Source organism: Sphingomonas citri, assembly GCF_019429485.1.
GTDB classification, from domain to species: domain Bacteria; phylum Pseudomonadota; class Alphaproteobacteria; order Sphingomonadales; family Sphingomonadaceae; genus Sphingomonas; species Sphingomonas citri.
Genome location: NZ_JAHXZN010000004.1, coordinates 42,005 through 57,882, shown reverse-complemented (window position 1 = coordinate 57,882; position 15,878 = coordinate 42,005). Strand labels below are relative to the sequence as shown.

Sequence of the window (15,878 nt, the reverse complement as noted above, 5' to 3'; positions counted from 1 at the left end):
TCGTGACGCGTCAGATCCCCGCCCACCAGTCGTAGTCGACGTTGTCTTCCCAATAGCCGCCGCGCCCCTTGCCGACGCCGGCGAGCGACTCCACCGCGGTGACGCGCATGAGATACTTCGCCTGCTTGTAGCCGAGCTGGCGCTCCACCCGCAGCCGCAGCGGCGCGCCGTGGCCGACGTCGAGGAAGCGGTCGTTCATCGCCCAGGCCAGGATCGTCTGCGGATGGAAGGCGTCCACCAGGTCGATCGACTCGTAATACGGCGCCCCGCCGTAATAGTCCGCGCAGGTGAAGACGATGTAGCGCGCGCGGTCGCTCAGCCCCGCGGCGCGCAGCACCTCGGCGAGCCGCGGCCCCTGCCACTTGCCGATCGCGCTCCACCCCTCGACGCAGTCGTGGCGGGTGATCTGGGGGCGCTGCGGGAAGGCGCCGAGGTCGCTCAGCGACAGCGCCAGCGGGCGCGCCACCAGCCCGTCCACCGTCAGCCGCCAGTCGGCGAAGCGCCCGGCGCGCAGCGCGGCATAGGCGTCGGTCCCTGGGTCGCGCGTGCCGTTGGTGCGGAAGCGCGGCGACATCTGATCGGGGCGGAACTCGGGCGCGAGCGCGTCGCGGTCGAACAAGGCGCGCTGGAGGCCGCGGTGAATGTCCTCGCCCTTGAACAGGATGGTGCGGACCTCGGGTCGCTGGAAGACGCGGTCGCACGCGCCGAGCAGCAGCGCGCTTCCCCCCGCTGCACCGCGCGCGAGCAGCTGACGCCGGCGCCACATCATTCGGGCACCCGCCACCAGCCCGTGATCATCGAGCGAAGCTCGTTGCCGACGCCGGCGAGGATCACCAGCGTCAGGTGCACCACCGTGAACAGCGCCAGTCCCGCCATCGCGAGGAAGTGGAGCGAGCGCGCCGACTGGCGCCCGCCGAACAGCTCGAGCAGCCACGGCCAGGCCGCGTCCATCCCCGGCGAGAGCGCCAGCCCGGTGAGGATGACGAGCGGCAGCAGCACGAAGATCACCGCGACATAGCTCAGCTTCTGCAGCACGTTATACTCGCCCGGCGCCTCGGGATCGTGGAAGCGCAGGTCGAGATGCGCGCGCACGTCGGCGGCGATGTGGTGCGGCGCGAGGTCGCGGCGGCGCAGGCGCAGGTCGCGCTGGATATGGCGATTGATCAGGCTCACGATCAGGTAGCCGAGCAGCGAGAAGGCCAGCACCAGCGCGAAGAACAGGTGCCAGCGGCGCGAGATCGCGAGATTGTAGTTGGCCGGGATCGTCAGCCAGGCGGGAAAGCGCGGCAACTGCGCCCAGGCATGGTCGAAATTGGCGCCGTAGCGCCCCCAGTAGAGCCGCGGGTGCGCGTTGGAGATGCCCAGCCCCGAGCCGATCAGCACGAACACCGCGATCGCGTTGAGCCAGTGCCACACACGCGTGGCGAGCCGATGGCGGCGAATGGCGGTTGCACCCATGCCCCTGTCCTAGCAGAGGTCAGGCCATGACCGAATGGTATTTCTACGAGCCCGTGGCGGGCCACGGCCTGCGCCACGACCCGCTCAACGCGATCGTGGCGCCGCGCCCGATCGGCTGGATCAGCACCGTGTCGGGCGCCGGGGTGCGCAACCTGGCGCCGTACAGCTTCTTCAACCTGTTCAACTACAAGCCACCGATCGTCGGGTTCTGCTCGGTCGGCGCCAAGGACTCGCTGGCGAACGCGCGCGAGACCGGCGAGTTCGTCTGGAACCTGGCGACGCGCGACCTCGCCGAGGCGATGAACGCCTCCTCGGTCGCCGCCCCGCCCGAGACGGACGAGTTCGCGCTGGCGGGGCTGGAGACGCTCCCCTCCGCCAAGGTGCGGCCGCCGCGCGTCGCCGCCAGCCCGGTGCAGTTCGAGTGCGTGGTCACCCAGGTCGTCCAGCTCGAGGCCCGCGGCGGCGATCACCTGCCGTCGTGGCTCGTGCTCGGCGAGGCGGTGGCGGTGCACGTCGACCGCGCGCTGATTGAGGACGGCGTCTACCAGACCGCGCGCGCACGCCCGATCACGCGCGGCGGCGGCCCCGCCGATTATTTCGAGATCACACCCGAGCAGCTGTTCCGGCTGGAGCGGCCGAAGGGATGAGCGACGGGATCGAGATCCTGCCCGACACCCGATGCGCGAGCGGGGAGGATCCTCGCCCACTACGCCACCGGCTCGGTCCCCACCGTGGCGACGATCACCGAGAACAGCAGCCCGCCGTCGCCGTCGACCAGCTCGACCCGCCAGTCCTCGCCGCGCAGCAGCGCATCGACCTCGTCGCGCATCACGTCGGCGGCGAAGCGCACCGCCGCCACGCGGGCGTCGGCCAACGTGCTGTATTCCTGGCCGATCGCGTCGGGATGCGAGACGCCGTCGCGCACGTTGAAGAAATAGCGCTGCATCAGCGGCTCCTTTCCGCCCAACTAGCCTTGATCTCGATCAAGGGTCTTCAATGAAGGTTAGGAAGGTTGCCGTTTCTTCCGCGCACGCCGCGCACATCGTCTGATCGAGGTGAGTGCGCGCGCGGCGTCGACGCCTAGGCTCGGCCGCCCGCCCCTCGACGGAGTCGCGCATGACCGATCCCAAGCTGCCGAGCCGGCGCGCGCTGCGCTTCCTGGCGATCCTCGCCGCCTTCGTCGCACTGGTATGGATCATCGTCTTCGTCGGCGAGAATATCGCCCATTACCGCTCGCTGGCGAAGCAGCAGCGCGCCGGCGAGCCCGGCGGGGTGCCGCGCCGGCCTCAGCCGTAGGCGCGCCAGAAGAACACCGCGGTGGTGGCGGCGGTGACCAGGATCGTCCAGCCGCGCACCACGCCCGCGGGCAGACGCTTGCCCACGCTCGCGCCGGCCCAGCCGCCGAGGATCCCGCCCAGCAGCATCGGCGCGCCCGCCTGCCAGCGCACCAGCCCGGTGGTGATGAACACCAGCGCCGCGGCGGCATTGGCCATCGCCAGCATCAGCGTGCGCGGCGCGAACAAAGCGCGCGGGCTCGCGCCGGCGAGCAGGCCGTAGGTCGCGGTCAGCATGATCCCGACCCCGCCGCCGAAATAACCGCCATAGGTGCCGAGCAGCGCCTGTGCGACGAAGAGGCTGCGCCGCCCGATCGTGACCCGCCGCGCCAACCACGCCGCCCCGGCCGGGCCGAGCACGATCGCGACCAGCGCCACCAGCAGCAGCCACGGCACGATCAGGTCGAAGGCCCGGCTGGGCGTCACCACCAGCAGGGTGCTGCCGACCAGTCCGGCGAGGAAGGTCACCGCCGCCAACCGGCGCAGCGACACGCCCGCGACCGGGCCGAGCTCGTCGCGAAAGCTCCACACGCTCGCGCCCGCGCCCGGCAGCAGCGCCACGTTGGAGGTGGCGTTGGCGACATTGGCGGGCAGGCCGAGGCCGAGCAGCGCCGGCAAGGTGGCGAAGGTGCCGCCGCCCGCCAGCGCGTTCATCGCGCCGCCGACCGCGCCCGCCCCGGCCGCCAGCGCGACCGCGCCCCACTCAGCCAAGCGCCGCCTGCTTCTCCGCCGCGATCCGGTCGAGCTCGGCGCGGCTCTTCTTCTCGGCCGCGGTCTTGAGCTGGCCGCAGGCGGCGTCGATGTCGCGGCCGCGCGGGGTGCGCACCGGCGCGGAGATGCCGCCCTCGAAGATGATCTCGCTGAAGCGCCGCACGCGCTCGGGCGTCGACGTGTCGTAAGCCGCGCCGGGCCAGGGATTGAACGGGATCAGGTTGACCTTGGCGGGCAGCTGATAGTGGCGCAGCAGCCGCACCAGCTCGTGCGCCTCGGCGTCGGAGTCGTTCTTGTCCTTGAGCATCACGTACTCGAAGGTGATGCGGCGCGCGTTGTTGGCGCCGGGATAGTCGGCGCAGGCCTGGAGCAATTGCTCGATGCCGTATTTGCGGTTGAGCGGCACGATCTCGTCGCGCACCTCCTTGGTCACCGCGTGGAGCGACACCGCGAGGTTGACCCCGATCTCCTCCCCCGCGCGCGCCATCATCGGCACCACGCCCGAGGTGGAGAGCGTGATGCGGCGCTTGCTGAGCGCGAGGCCGTCGCCGTCCATGACGAGCTTGAGCGCGTCGCGTACCGCGTCGAAATTGTAGAGCGGCTCGCCCATGCCCATCATCACGATGTTGGTGAGCATGCGGCCCTCGGGCTGGCTCGGCCACTCGCCGAGCGAGTCGCGCGCCAGCATCACCTGACCGACGATCTCGCCCGCGGTCAGGTTGCGCACCAGCCGCATCGTGCCGGTGTGGCAGAAGGTGCAGTTGAGCGTGCAGCCGACCTGGCTCGACACGCAGAGCGTGCCGCGATCGGCGTCGGGGATGAACACCGCCTCATAGTCCTGCCCGTCGGGCGAGCGCAGCAGCCACTTGCGCGTGCCGTCGCTGGAGACCTGCGCCTCCACCACCTCGGGGCGGCCGATGACGAAGCGCTCGGTCAGCCACGGGTGCTGTGCCTTGGCGATGTCCGTCATTAGCGCGAAGTCGGTGGCACCGCGATTGTAGATCCAGTGCCAGATCTGCTTGGCGCGCAGCTTGGCCTGGCGCGGCTCGAGCCCGGCGGCGGCGAGCGTCTCGCGCAACTGCTCTTTGGACAGACCGATCAGGTCGATGCGACCGTCGGGGCGCGTCGCCGCGGCGCGCGGGACGGGCACGGGATCGATGTGCCCGGGGATGGGCATGGGGGCGGCCGGCTCTGTCAGCATCGCGCGCACATAGGCGATGTGCGAGGGTTTTTCCAGTTCGGTGTGGGCGCGAGAGCTGAGTCGTGGAGGAGGCGTCCGCCGCCCTTCCCCGCAGGGAGAGGTGGTAGCGCGAAGCGCTGACGGAGGGGTGAGACGGCGGACGAGTGCCGCAGGACTCACGAACCGCGACACTCCTCCGTCGCGCCGCGGGCTGCCACCTACCCTTGCAGGAAAGGATGGGCTCGATGCCGTGCCTCGCGCCAAGGGAGGCGCGGTCGCCTAGCCCGCGCACCCCAGTTGCGCCGCGTCGATCGCGGTGGGCGCGCCGGCGAGCGTGTAGCTGTCCGCGATCGGCCGTCCCACGCGATCGGCGGTGGTCAACGTCATCAGCCGCCCCGCGCGCAGCGCCGCGATGATCGCGCGGTCGGTCGCGACGTCGGGCGCGCGCGCGCTCGTCACGTCGCCCGTCAGCGCGAAGCGGCGCTCGCCCACCGCCAGCGTCACGCGCGCGTCGGGGCCGCGCGGACGCGACAAGCGGAAGTAGACGCTGGGCGTGCGCGTCGCCCCCGCGCGTGCCACCACGCTGGCGAAACCGCCGCGGCGATCGGTGGTGCCGTCGTCGCGCACCGGCTGCGCGATCGCGAAGCAGCGCGGCGGCGCGCCCTCACGCAGCGCCGCCCAGCGCTGCCAAACGCCGAGCGCGCCGCGCTCCGCCGCCAGTGCCAGCGCCGCCGCGATCAACAAGACCCTGCCCCCATCCGCGCCTCCTCGCCCCACCTAGGAAGCGCTGTGGCCCAAGAGCAACGGTTTTTCCTGTTTATGTGAGGTTCATGCAACGACGCGCGCGTTAACTAATTGACCCCCCACGCCCCAGGGTCGGGGCGAGAGGACTGGAGTGAGACATGCGTAAGCTTGCATTTGCCACCGCCGCGGCCGCGTTCGGCGTCGCGCTGGCAACCCCCGCGCTGGCACAGAACGGTGACTTCAGCGGCCCGCGGCTCGAGGCGCTCGCCGGCTACGACAACCTGCAGGACGGCGGCGACGGCGACTCCGAGGGCCGCGAGGGTTTCACCTACGGCGCGCTGCTCGGCTACGATTTCCAGCGCGGCAACATCGTGTACGGCATCGACGGCGAGATCACCGACGCGACCACCAAGAGCCGCAGCTACAACGAGGTGACCGCGGGCGACCGCTTCTCGGTCGAGGCGGGGCGCGACCTCTACGTCGGCGGCCGGCTCGGCTACGTGATCTCGCCCGCGGCGATGATCTACGCCAAGGGCGGTTACACCAACGCGCGCGTCGAGAGCCGCTACCAGCCCAACACCGGCGCGGACAGCGAGCTGGTCGACAAGGCCGATCTCGACGGCTTCCGCCTGGGCGCCGGGCTCGAGTATAAGCTCACGCCGACCGCCTTCGTGAAGGGCGAGTATCGCTACTCGCACTACGGCGAGATCGAGGGCTACAACATCGACCTCGACCGTCACCAGCTGATGGCCGGCCTCGGCATCCGCTTCTGAGCGGACGATCCTTCCCCCAAGGGAGGATCACAGCCGCTTCATATAGACGCGAGGGGCCGGGGCGCTTGCTCCGGCCCTTCACTTTTGGCTAGGACGAGTCGGCCAATTGCCCCTGGTGAGTGACCTGCGGGCCCGGGGGACGTGACGATGAAGGCGACGATCGAACGCGCGACGCTGCTCAAGGGGCTGAGCCACGTGCAATCGGTGGTGGAGCGCCGCAACACCATCCCGATCCTGTCCAACGTGCTGCTCGAGGCCACCGCCGAGGGCCAGTTGCGGCTGATGGCGACCGACCTCGACCTCCAGATCAACGAGAGCGTCGCCGCCGCGGTCGATCAGCCCGGCGCCACCACCGTCTCGGCGCACACCCTGTTCGACATCGCGCGCAAGCTGCCCGAGGGATCGCAGGTGTCGCTCGCCGCGGCCGAGGGCCGCGTCACGATCGTGGCGGGGCGCGCTCGCTTCTCGCTCGGCACGCTGCCGCGCGATGATTTCCCGGTGATCGCCGAGGGCGAGCTGCCGGTCCAGTTCGAGCTGCCGGTCGATACGCTCAAGCAGATCATCGACAAGACGCGCTTCGCCATCTCCACCGAGGAGACGCGTTACTATCTCAACGGCATCTTCCTCCACGTCGCCGAGGGCGTGCTCAAGGCGGCGGCGACCGACGGCCACCGGCTGGCGCGGGTGACGGTCGACCAGCCCGAGGGCGCATCGGGCATGCCCGACGTGATCGTGCCGCGGAAGTGCATCGCCGAACTGCGCAAGCTGCTCGACGAGGTGGACGGCTCGGTCGGCGTGTCGCTGTCGGGCACCAAGATCCGCTTCGACCTGGGCAGCGCGATCCTCACCTCCAAGCTGATCGACGGCACCTTCCCCGACTATAGCCGCGTGATCCCGACCGCGAACGACAAGATCCTCAAGCTCGACCCCAAGAGCTTCATGCAGGGCGTCGACCGCGTGTCGACCATCGCCACCGAGAAGACCCGTGCGGTGAAGATGGCGCTGGATCGCGACAAGATCACGCTGTCGGTGACGAGCCCGGAGAACGGCACGGCCGCCGAGGAAGTGCCCGGCGACTATGCCGCGATGCCGTTCGAGATCGGCTTCAACAGCCGTTACCTGCTCGACATCCTCGGTCAGATCGACACCGACCTGGTCGAGGTCCATCTCGCCGACGCCGCCGCGCCGACGCTGATCCGCGAGAACGACAAGAGCCCCGCACTCTACGTGCTGATGCCGATGCGGGTGTGAGGCGCGGGCAAGCGGCAGTGTAAGCACCGACAAGGTCGCCCCGACGGAGCGATCGATATCGGCCTTGTCGCTTGCTCCATCTCCACGATCGACGGCACGCGCCGGCGCGACCGCATGGGAACGCGGCGGTTCGCCTCGTGAAACACCATCCCGCGTCCGTTCGTCCATGTTGCTTGAACCCAGACGCGCGCGCGCGGGTGACGTCGCTCGCCCCGCACGTGGACCCGTTCCGACGCGTGAGAACGCTTCCAGAATAATCTGATTATATGCTTTCTTTTATCATCGGTGCACGTTACTCCTCCCCGTAAGCCGCTGAAAAAGCGGCCGCGGGAGAGAGAGAATGACAATCAGGGACTCTGCGTCCGTGCTCGCGGTGGCGTGCGCGCTCAGCTGGACATCGGCCGCTTGGTCCCAGGATCAGGCGACATCGACGCGGGAGGCCCCACCGTCGACCGACGGCCAAATCGCCGTCGCCGACGCGAGCGCACCCTCGGCGGTCGGCGAGGAGGACATCGTCGTCACCGGCCTGCGCCGCAGCGTCCAGGGGGCGCAGGCGCTCAAGCGCGACTCCGACCAGATCCTCGACGCGGTCGTCGCCGAGGACATCGGCAAGCTGCCCGACAACAACGCCGCGGAGGCGCTGGCGCGGATCACCGGCGTGCAGGTATCGCGCTCGCAGGACGAGGCCAACGGCGTCTCGGTGCGCGGCCTGCCCGACGTCACCACCACCTTCAACGGGCGCGAGCTCTACACCGCGGAGGGGCGCCAGGTGGCGTTCCAGGACTTCCCGGCCGCCTCGCTCGCCGGGCTCGAGGTCTACAAGGCGACCACCGCCGACCTGGTCGAGGGCGGTATCGCCGGGCTGGTCAACGTCCGCTCGCGCCGCCCGTTCGACTTCGATGGGTTCGAGATCGCCGGCTCGGTCCGCGGCATCTACGGCGACCAGGCGCGCAGGGTCGATCCGCAGGGCAGCCTGTTGGTCACCGACCGCTTCGACACGCCGATCGGCGAGTTCGGCGCGCTGATCAACGTGTCCTACACGCAGACCAACTATCTCACCTCGGCGCGATGGGACAGCGGCGACGTCGACACGCCGGTCGACGGCCAGGTCATCACCACCCCCGGCGTCGGCCGCGACTTCAAGATCCCGGAGTCGGTCGGCATCTTCTACAACAACGGCAAGCGCTGGCGCCCGTCGGTGAACGGCTCGCTGCAATGGCGCCCGGCCGCCAACGTCGAGCTGTATCTCGAGGGCCTCTACCAGGGCTATCGCGGCCGCGAACAGAACAGCGAGCTCGCGATCCGGCTGCGCAACGGCAACCCGACCTTCAGCAACGTCGTGCTCGACGAGGACGATCCGGGCAAGGTCAAGAGCCTCACCCGCTCGGGCGGCGAGGGATCGATCGGCACCGACCTCTTCCGCGGCGTGCCGCACAGCACCACCAACACCTATCAGTTCGCCGGCGGCGGCAGCATCAAGGGCGAGCACGCCCGGTTCAGCACCGATCTCGCCTATACCGACACGCGCAACTACTTCACCGACTATGGCTTCGATTTCGCCGCGCGCGATCCGGCGACCGCCGACATCAGCTTCGACATCGACCGCGACTATGGCGGCGTCGAGTTCGCGCTGCCCGGCTTCGACCTGACCGACCCGAACAATTACGTGATCCGCGGTATCTTCGACCGGCGGCGCGAGGGGCGCGGCTCGGGCTGGCAGTGGCGCAACGATCTGGAACTGGACTTCGATCTGGACGGGATCGACAAGATCCAGTTCGGCACGCGCTTCACCACGCGCAAGAGCAGCTTCGCCGACGGCACGCGATACGCCAACATCCGCGCGCAGCGTGTGCCGCTGACCGCGGCGCCGATCGGCATGGGCGGGCTGGTGAAGGAGGGCTTCCGCGGCAGCAACGCGCAGCCGACGCGGCAATGGTACGCGCCTAGCGGCCAGGATGTCTTCGACAACATCGAGGCACTCCGCGCCTTCGCGCAGGAAAGGCTGCGGATCAGCAACCTCGGCAACGCCGACCAGCGCCCCGAATTGTGGGACCCGGCGCTACCGCCCTATACCACGCAGTTCACCGCAGACGAGAAGTCCTACGCCTTCTACGGCCAGCTTCATTACGCCTTCGAGCTCGGCGGCATCCCGCTCGACGGCGTGGTCGGCGCGCGCGTCGTCAACACCACGATCCAGACGGTCGGGCTCGGCTCGGTCGACGGCGATGTCCGCCTCACCGACGATCGCAAGAATTACGTCGACGTGCTGCCCAATGTCAGCCTGCGCGCGCGGCTGACCGACCAGCTCCAGTTCCGCGCCTCCGCCACCGAGACGCGCACGCGCCCCACCTTCGGCCAGAGCAACCCCGCCTTCGTGCTCCAGCGCGATTCGGTGAACCTCGGCGACTATAACGGCAGCAGCGGCAACATCGACCTCGAGCCGATCCAGTCGAAGAACTACGACGCCTCGCTGGAATGGTATTTCAGCCGCACCGGATCGCTGACCGGCGCGGTGTTCCGCCGCGACCTCAAGGGCTTCATCAGCAACTACACGGTGTTCCAGCAGGTCCCCGGCTTCGGCAACATCCAGGTGACCCGCCCCGAGAATGCCGGCGAGGGGCGGATCCAGGGCGTCGAGCTGGCCTTCACCACCTTCTTCGACTTCCTGCCCGGCGTGCTGAGCGGCTTCGGCACCCAGCTCAACGGCACCTATCTCGACGGCAAGCAGGCGCTGCCGACGGTATTGGGCGAACAGGGCCGGCTCGTGCGCGTGCCGAACACCTCGAAATGGACCTACAACGCCAACCTGCTCTACGAAAAGGGACCGGTATCGGCGCGACTGGCATACAATTACCGCACCGACTGGGTGAACTTCTACAACAACACCGAGAGCGAGTCGGCGGTCGCCGGCGAATATACGCGCGCGACCGCGCGGCTCGACTTCTCCGCCGCCTTCACCCCGGTCGAATTCCTGACCTTCACCTTCGACGCCACCAACCTGACCGGGGTGCCGTTCCAGAACGTCCGCAACTTCAGCGACACGCAGAGCTACCCGCGCGACATCCGCTACGAGGCGCGGACCTTCTCGCTCGGCGCGCGCTTCCGCTTCTGATGCCGACGCCTCATTCTCACGCAGGAGCCAGGATGCCCGCCACCCGTCTCGCCGCCCGCGCGCTCACGCTCGGCTGCCTCGTCGCGCTGCCGCTCGCCGCGCCGCTCCGCGCGCAGGCGCCGGTCACCGTCCGCACGCCCGCCACGCCGCTGGTGGCGCACGACCCGTATTTCAGCCTGTGGAGCCTGACCGACAAGCTCAACGACGCGCCGACGCGGCACTGGACCGGGAGCGAGCAGCAGATCAGCGGCTGGGTCCGCGTCGACGGCAAGGCGCTGCGCTTCATGGGCGGCGGCCGCGGCGACGCGATGACGCAGGTCTCGCGCGAACTTACCCCGACGCGCACCAGCTACGAGTTCGACGGCGGTGGGGTGCGGCTCACCGCCACCTTCCTCTCGCCCGCGCTGCCCGACGACCTCGACCTGGTCTCGCGCCCGGTCACCTATCTGAGCTGGACGGTGCGCTCGACCGACGGGCGCGCGCACGCGGTGCAGGTCTATGTCGACGCCAGCGCCCAGCTCGCGGTCAACGACGACCAGCAGCAGGTGGTCTGGGGCAGCAGCCGCGTCGGCGACATGGCGGTGCTGCGCGTCGGCACCACCTCGCAGCAGGTGCTGCAGAAGGTCGGCGACAACGTGCGGATCGACTGGGGCTGGGCGCAGCTCGCGGTGCCGCAGCAGCCCGGCACCACCACCGCGACGATCGGCGAGGGCGAGCGCGCCGCCTTCCGCGACGGCGCCGCGCCGGTGCCCGACGATCTCGCCATGCCGCGGCTGGCGCACCAGAACCGCCCTTTGCTGGCGGCGCGCTTCGACCTCGGGAGCGTCGGCGCCGAGGCGGTGACGCGGCGCGCGATGCTCGCCTATGACGACATCGACTCGATCGAATATTTTAAGCGACGCCTACCCGCTTACTGGCGCCGCGACGGCATGACGATGGCGCAGCTGCTCCAGATCGCCGAGCGCGACGAGCCGGTGCTGCGCGAGCGCGCCGCCGCCTTCGACCGCGAGCTCACCGCCGATCTCGAACAGGCCGGCGGCCGTGCCTATGCCGAACTGGCGGTGCTGGCCTATCGCCAGACGCTCGCCGCGCACAAACTGGTCGCCGACATCGACGGCACGCCGCTCTATTTCTCCAAGGAGAATTTCAGCAACGGCTGCATCGCGACGGTGGACATCACCTATCCCACCTCGCCCTTCTACCTGCTGCTCAACCCGCGCCTGCTCGAGGCGCAGCTGCGCCCGATCCTCGACTATTCCACGATGCCGCGGTGGCGCTTCCCGTTCGCGCCGCACGACATCGGCACCTATCCCCAGGCGAACGGCCAGGTCTATGGCGGCGGCGAGCGCAGCGAGGACGACCAGATGCCGGTCGAGGAGAGCGGCAACATGCTGCTGATGATCGGCGCGCTCGCCAAGGTGCAGGGCAACGCCGACTTCGCCCGGAACTACTGGCCGCTGCTGACGAAATGGGCCGAGTTCCTCCGCGACAAGGGTCTCGACCCCGAGAACCAGCTCAGCACCGACGATTTCGCCGGGCATCTCGCGCACAACACCAACCTGTCGATCAAGGCGATCAGCGCGCTCGACGCTTATGCCGAGTTGGCGCGGCTGCTCGGCAAGAAGCAGGACGCGGCGCGCTATCGCACCACCGCCCAGCAGATGGCGGCGCGCTGGCAGGTGATGGCGCAGGACGGCGATCACACCAAGCTGGCCTTCGACCAGCCCGGCACGTGGAGCCAGAAGTACAATCTGGTTTGGGACAAGGTGCTGGGCCGCGGGCTGTTCCCGGCGTCGCTCCGGCGCAGCGAGCTGGCCTTCTACCAGCGCCACCAGGGCAAGTACGGCCTGCCGCTCGACAGCCGCAAGACCTACACCAAGCTCGACTGGATCACGTGGAGCGCGACGCTGGCCGACGACCGCGCCACCTTCGAGGGCCTGGTCGAGCCGCTCCACCGCTACATGCAGGAGACGCCGACGCGCGTGCCGCTGAGCGACTGGTACGAGACCACGGACGGCGCGCAGGTCGGCTTCCAGGCGCGCGCGGTGGTCGGCGGCGTGTACATCAAGATGCTCGACGACCCGGCGCTGTGGCGCAAGTGGGCCGCGCGCGCCGCCAAGTGAGCCGGACAGCTAGGAGGAGAGACATGCTTTATCCGATCGGCCGCCGCGCGCTGCTCCGCGCCACCACCGCCAGCGCGGCGCTCGCCGGCGTCGCTCGGCTCGCCCCGCTCCACGCCGCGCCCAAGGCCGCGCCCGGGGCCGCACCGCTGACGCAGAACCGCGCCCCGCTCGCGCCGCAGCCGTTCCAGCCGCTGCCGACCGGCGCGATCAAGCCCGCCGGCTGGCTGCGGCGCCAGCTCGAGATCCAGGCGCGTGGCATGGGCGGGCGGCTCGACGAGACCTGGCCCGACGTCGGTGCCAACAGCGGCTGGCTCGGCGGCAGCGGCGAGAGCTGGGAGCGCGGCCCCTATTTCCTCGACGGGCTGCTGCCGCTGGCGTGGCAGCTCGACGATCCCGCGCTCAAGGCCAAGGCGCAGCGCTTCGTCGACTGGACGCTGGCGAGCCAGCGCGCCGACGGCATGTTCGGCCCCGCCAGCAACGACGATTGGTGGCCGCGCATGGTGATGCTCAAGGCGCTGACCCAATATCACGAGCTGACCGGCGACCCGCGCGTGCTGCGGCTGATGACCGCCTATTTCGCGCACCAGCTCGAGGCGCTGCCCGCGCGGCCGCTGAAGGACTGGGGCAAGTTCCGCTGGCAGGACCAGGTCGTCTCGGTGATCTGGCTGTACAATCGCACCGGCGACGCCAAGCTGCTCGACCTCGCCGCGCTGCTCAAGCGGCAGGGCTATGACTGGCAGGGGCTGTTCGCCGATTATCCCTATCGCACCAAGACCAGCAAGCAGGCGATCGGGCTCGACAGGCCCGACGTCCCCGGCCAGGTGCCCGAGGGGCTGAAGGACCCGGCGCTGTCGGTCCACGGCGTCAACAACGCGCAGGCGCTCAAGGTCTCGCCGGTCTGGTCGGTGGTGTCCGGCGACGCGGCGGACCGCGCCGCGATCCAGCGCCAGCTCGGCGCACTCGACCGCTATCACGGGCTGCCGATCGGCATCTACTCGGCCGACGAGCATCTCGCCGGGCGCAGCCCGAGCCAGGGGGTCGAACTGTGCGCCATCGTCGAGGCGATGTACTCGCTCGAACAGGCGCTGGCGATCACCGGTGACGCGGCGCTGGCCGACCGGATCGAGCGGCTCGCCTATAACGCGCTGCCCGCCACCTTCACCGACGACATGTGGGCGCACCAGTACGACCAGCAGCCCAATCAGGTGCAATGCGTCCACGGCCCCGGCCCCTGGACCACCAACGGGCCGGAATCGAACATGTTCGGGCTTGAGCCGCACTTCGGCTGCTGCACCGCCAACTTCCACCAGGGCTGGCCCAAGCTGACCACCCACCTGTGGATGGCCTCGGCCGACGGCGGGCTGGCGGCGACGCTCTACGCGCCCTGCACCGTCGCGACGCGGGTGCGCGACGCGCCCGTCACGCTGCGGCAGGAGACGGATTACCCCTTCCGACATGCCGTCGCCATCGCGGTGGAGCCCGATCGGCCGTTGACCTTCCCGATCCGGCTGCGGATCCCGGGCTGGTCCCAGCAGACGACCGTCCTCGTCAACGGCGAGGCGCAGTCGGCGCGGACCGACCGGGGCTTCGTCCGCCTCGAGCGCGAGTGGCGCCCCGGCGATCGCATCGAGCTCGCCTTCGCCAGCCGCCCTCGCGCGGTCGTCTCTCCGGAAGGCTGGACCAGCTTCGAGGACGGTGCCCTCGTGTTCGCGCTGCCGATCGAGGAGAAGTGGACCAAGGTGCGCCAGCGCGGGCTCACCGCCGACTGGGAGATCCGCCCGGCCAGCCGCTGGGCGTTCGGGGTGACATCCGACGCTCCCCTCGAGCGTGTCGAGCGGTCGGTCGGGCCAGTACCCTTCTCGCGTCGCTCGCCCGCGGTGCTCCTCACTACACGGGCAGTGCCGATCGACGGTTGGGCGATCGCGGATGGTGCGGCGAGCCCACCGCCGGCGACAGCGAAACCCGCCGGTGCCGCGCGTACGCTCGTCCTGATGCCTTACGGCGCGCCCAAGCTCCGCATCACCGCCTTCCCATCGCGCATCCTCTGATCGACCCGACCAGCGAGCGCGCCGCACCGCGGGCAGAGCAGTGAGGAGCGGCTTCGAGTGTACGCAGTCGGGCTGTTCATCCGACTGACACGCTGGTCTGTCAGACCGCCATCATCAGCAGGCGCGATGCATGGCCTGTCAGCTTATCTTTCTCTTTGCGTCAAAGCGATCGTCCGCGCGCCGCGGCGTCCGGTCCGGTCCGCGCGCGGAAGGCGACGACACGGCGCGCGAGCTCGTCGAAGCGCGCGCTCATCTGCTCGGGTCGCCACCCGCCGGCGGGCTCGAGCTGCGCGGCGGGGCGGGGCAGCGCGTCTTCCCCCGCTCGCCACGGAGCCTGGATCAGCGCGCGCGGGTCGCGCCCGATCATCGCCCCGGTTTGCCGTTGTCGACACGTTCAGTTATGAGCATGCAATGTCCGCCGAGGTTCCTACCACCGATGTCCGCGTGCCTGCGCGCAAGGGCGACCGTCATCAGGAGGCGGTCACGCTGCTGCGCCGGATGATCCTCTCCGGCGAGCTCGCCCCCGGCGAACCGCTCCGGGAGGTCGCGCTCAGCGAGCAGTTCGGGACGTCGCGCACGCCCGTCCGCGAAGCGTTGCGGACACTGGCGGCGGAAGGACTGGTGACGCTGCTGCCCAACCGGACGGTGCAGGTCAGCCAGCTCGACGAACAGGCCGCCTCCGACGTCTTCAGCGTGCTCGGCGCGCTCGAGTCGCTCGCGGCACGGCTCGCGTGCGAGCGGATGCGGCCCGAGGACATGGAGGTGCTCTCCGAGTTGCAGGGCGATCTGGCGCATTATTTCGAGGTGCGCGACCGGCCGCGCTATCTGGAGGCCAACCGGCTGATCCACGAGCATATCGTCGAGTCCTCCGGCAATTCCTCTCTGGTGTTGGCGTGGCGGCTGCTGCTGCCGCGGGCCGAGCGGGCACGCCATGTCAGCACGCTCGATCACGCGCGTTGGGCCGAGGCGTTCCAGGAGCATGTCGAGATCGAGCGTGCCTTCCGCGCGCGCGACCTCGACGCGATCGCGCGGCTGATGGAGGCGCATTTCGAGAATGGCGCCGCCAGCATCCAGGAGGCGCGCAAGCGCGCCCGGCGCGAGCAGCGCTCGCGCGCGTACAGGAGCGCGCCCGGCGCCGAGTGAC

At 69.8% G+C, this 15,878-nt stretch carries 15 protein-coding genes; 8 read left to right on the top strand and 7 right to left on the bottom strand.

Features of this window, described 5'->3' with window-relative positions; all coding sequences use genetic code 11:
* Window positions 1-10: 10 nt before the first annotated feature.
* Together KZ820_RS12550 and KZ820_RS12545 are read right to left on the bottom strand one after the other, a co-directional pair.
* On the bottom strand, window positions 11-769 hold the full coding sequence (locus tag KZ820_RS12550; RefSeq protein ID WP_373369024.1) for a molybdopterin-dependent oxidoreductase: 759 nt from the start codon (window positions 767-769) through the stop codon (window positions 11-13).
* Window positions 766-1,458 (bottom strand): cytochrome b/b6 domain-containing protein, encoded by a 693-nt coding sequence (locus KZ820_RS12545; RefSeq protein WP_219748972.1) that lies wholly within the window; start codon window positions 1,456-1,458, stop codon window positions 766-768. Before KZ820_RS12545 ends, KZ820_RS12550 begins: the two co-directional genes overlap by 4 nt.
* A gap of 26 nt (window positions 1,459-1,484) precedes the next feature.
* Here KZ820_RS12545 and KZ820_RS12540 point away from each other — a divergent pair, with 26 nt between their 5' ends.
* Entirely contained in the window at window positions 1,485-2,105 is a 621-nt protein-coding gene (locus KZ820_RS12540) for a flavin reductase family protein (protein ID WP_219748971.1), read from the top strand.
* A gap of 59 nt (window positions 2,106-2,164) precedes the next feature.
* On the opposite strand, the gene KZ820_RS12535 is transcribed toward KZ820_RS12540, so the two are convergent.
* On the bottom strand, window positions 2,165-2,404 hold the full coding sequence (locus KZ820_RS12535) for a DUF6894 family protein (RefSeq protein WP_219748970.1): 240 nt from the start codon (window positions 2,402-2,404) through the stop codon (window positions 2,165-2,167).
* A gap of 170 nt (window positions 2,405-2,574) precedes the next feature.
* Here KZ820_RS12535 and KZ820_RS12530 point away from each other — a divergent pair, with 170 nt between their 5' ends.
* Complete coding sequence (locus tag KZ820_RS12530) at window positions 2,575-2,754, top strand: hypothetical protein (RefSeq protein WP_219748969.1); 180 nt, start codon at window positions 2,575-2,577, stop codon at window positions 2,752-2,754.
* Here the strand turns inward: KZ820_RS12530 and KZ820_RS12525 are convergent.
* The 3 genes from KZ820_RS12525 to KZ820_RS12515 form a co-directional block, all read right to left on the bottom strand.
* A complete protein-coding gene (locus KZ820_RS12525) occupies window positions 2,745-3,503 on the bottom strand; it encodes a sulfite exporter TauE/SafE family protein (RefSeq protein WP_219748968.1) in 759 nt (252 codons plus the stop codon). The two genes, KZ820_RS12530 and KZ820_RS12525, sit on opposite strands and share 10 nt — an antisense overlap.
* A complete protein-coding gene (gene rlmN / locus KZ820_RS12520; RefSeq protein ID WP_258048147.1) occupies window positions 3,496-4,680 on the bottom strand; it encodes a dual-specificity RNA methyltransferase RlmN in 1,185 nt (394 codons plus the stop codon). The genes KZ820_RS12525 and rlmN overlap by 8 nt, the downstream gene beginning before the upstream one ends.
* Window positions 4,681-4,962: 282 nt before the next feature.
* Window positions 4,963-5,427, bottom strand: a complete 465-nt coding sequence (locus tag KZ820_RS12515) for a hypothetical protein (RefSeq protein WP_219748966.1) — start codon at window positions 5,425-5,427, stop codon at window positions 4,963-4,965.
* Between the two features lie 158 nt (window positions 5,428-5,585).
* Between KZ820_RS12515 and KZ820_RS12510 the strand changes: the two genes are divergently transcribed.
* From KZ820_RS12510 to KZ820_RS12490, 5 genes are all read left to right on the top strand, one after another.
* The gene (locus KZ820_RS12510) at window positions 5,586-6,200 is read left to right on the top strand and encodes an outer membrane protein (RefSeq protein WP_219748965.1); all 615 of its coding nucleotides are present in this window, start codon (window positions 5,586-5,588) and stop codon (window positions 6,198-6,200) included.
* Window positions 6,201-6,347: 147 nt separating this feature from the next.
* Window positions 6,348-7,451, top strand: a complete 1,104-nt coding sequence (dnaN, locus tag KZ820_RS12505) for a DNA polymerase III subunit beta (protein WP_132908508.1) — start codon at window positions 6,348-6,350, stop codon at window positions 7,449-7,451.
* A gap of 340 nt (window positions 7,452-7,791) precedes the next feature.
* Complete coding sequence (locus KZ820_RS12500) at window positions 7,792-10,563, top strand: TonB-dependent receptor (RefSeq protein WP_219748964.1); 2,772 nt, start codon at window positions 7,792-7,794, stop codon at window positions 10,561-10,563.
* A 32-nt stretch (window positions 10,564-10,595) separates the two neighbouring features.
* Window positions 10,596-12,686 (top strand): glutaminase family protein, encoded by a 2,091-nt coding sequence (locus KZ820_RS12495; protein WP_219748963.1) that lies wholly within the window; start codon window positions 10,596-10,598, stop codon window positions 12,684-12,686.
* 23 nt (window positions 12,687-12,709) lie between these two features.
* Window positions 12,710-14,734 (top strand): beta-L-arabinofuranosidase domain-containing protein, encoded by a 2,025-nt coding sequence (locus KZ820_RS12490; protein ID WP_219748962.1) that lies wholly within the window; start codon window positions 12,710-12,712, stop codon window positions 14,732-14,734.
* Between the two features lie 160 nt (window positions 14,735-14,894).
* Here the strand turns inward: KZ820_RS12490 and KZ820_RS12485 are convergent, their stop codons facing one another.
* Window positions 14,895-15,101 (bottom strand): hypothetical protein, encoded by a 207-nt coding sequence (locus KZ820_RS12485; RefSeq protein ID WP_219748961.1) that lies wholly within the window; start codon window positions 15,099-15,101, stop codon window positions 14,895-14,897.
* A 44-nt stretch (window positions 15,102-15,145) separates the two neighbouring features.
* Between KZ820_RS12485 and KZ820_RS12480 the strand changes: the two genes are divergently transcribed.
* Window positions 15,146-15,877, top strand: coding sequence for a GntR family transcriptional regulator (locus KZ820_RS12480; protein ID WP_219748960.1), 732 nt, complete (start codon window positions 15,146-15,148; stop codon window positions 15,875-15,877).
* Window position 15,878 lies beyond the last annotated feature (1 nt).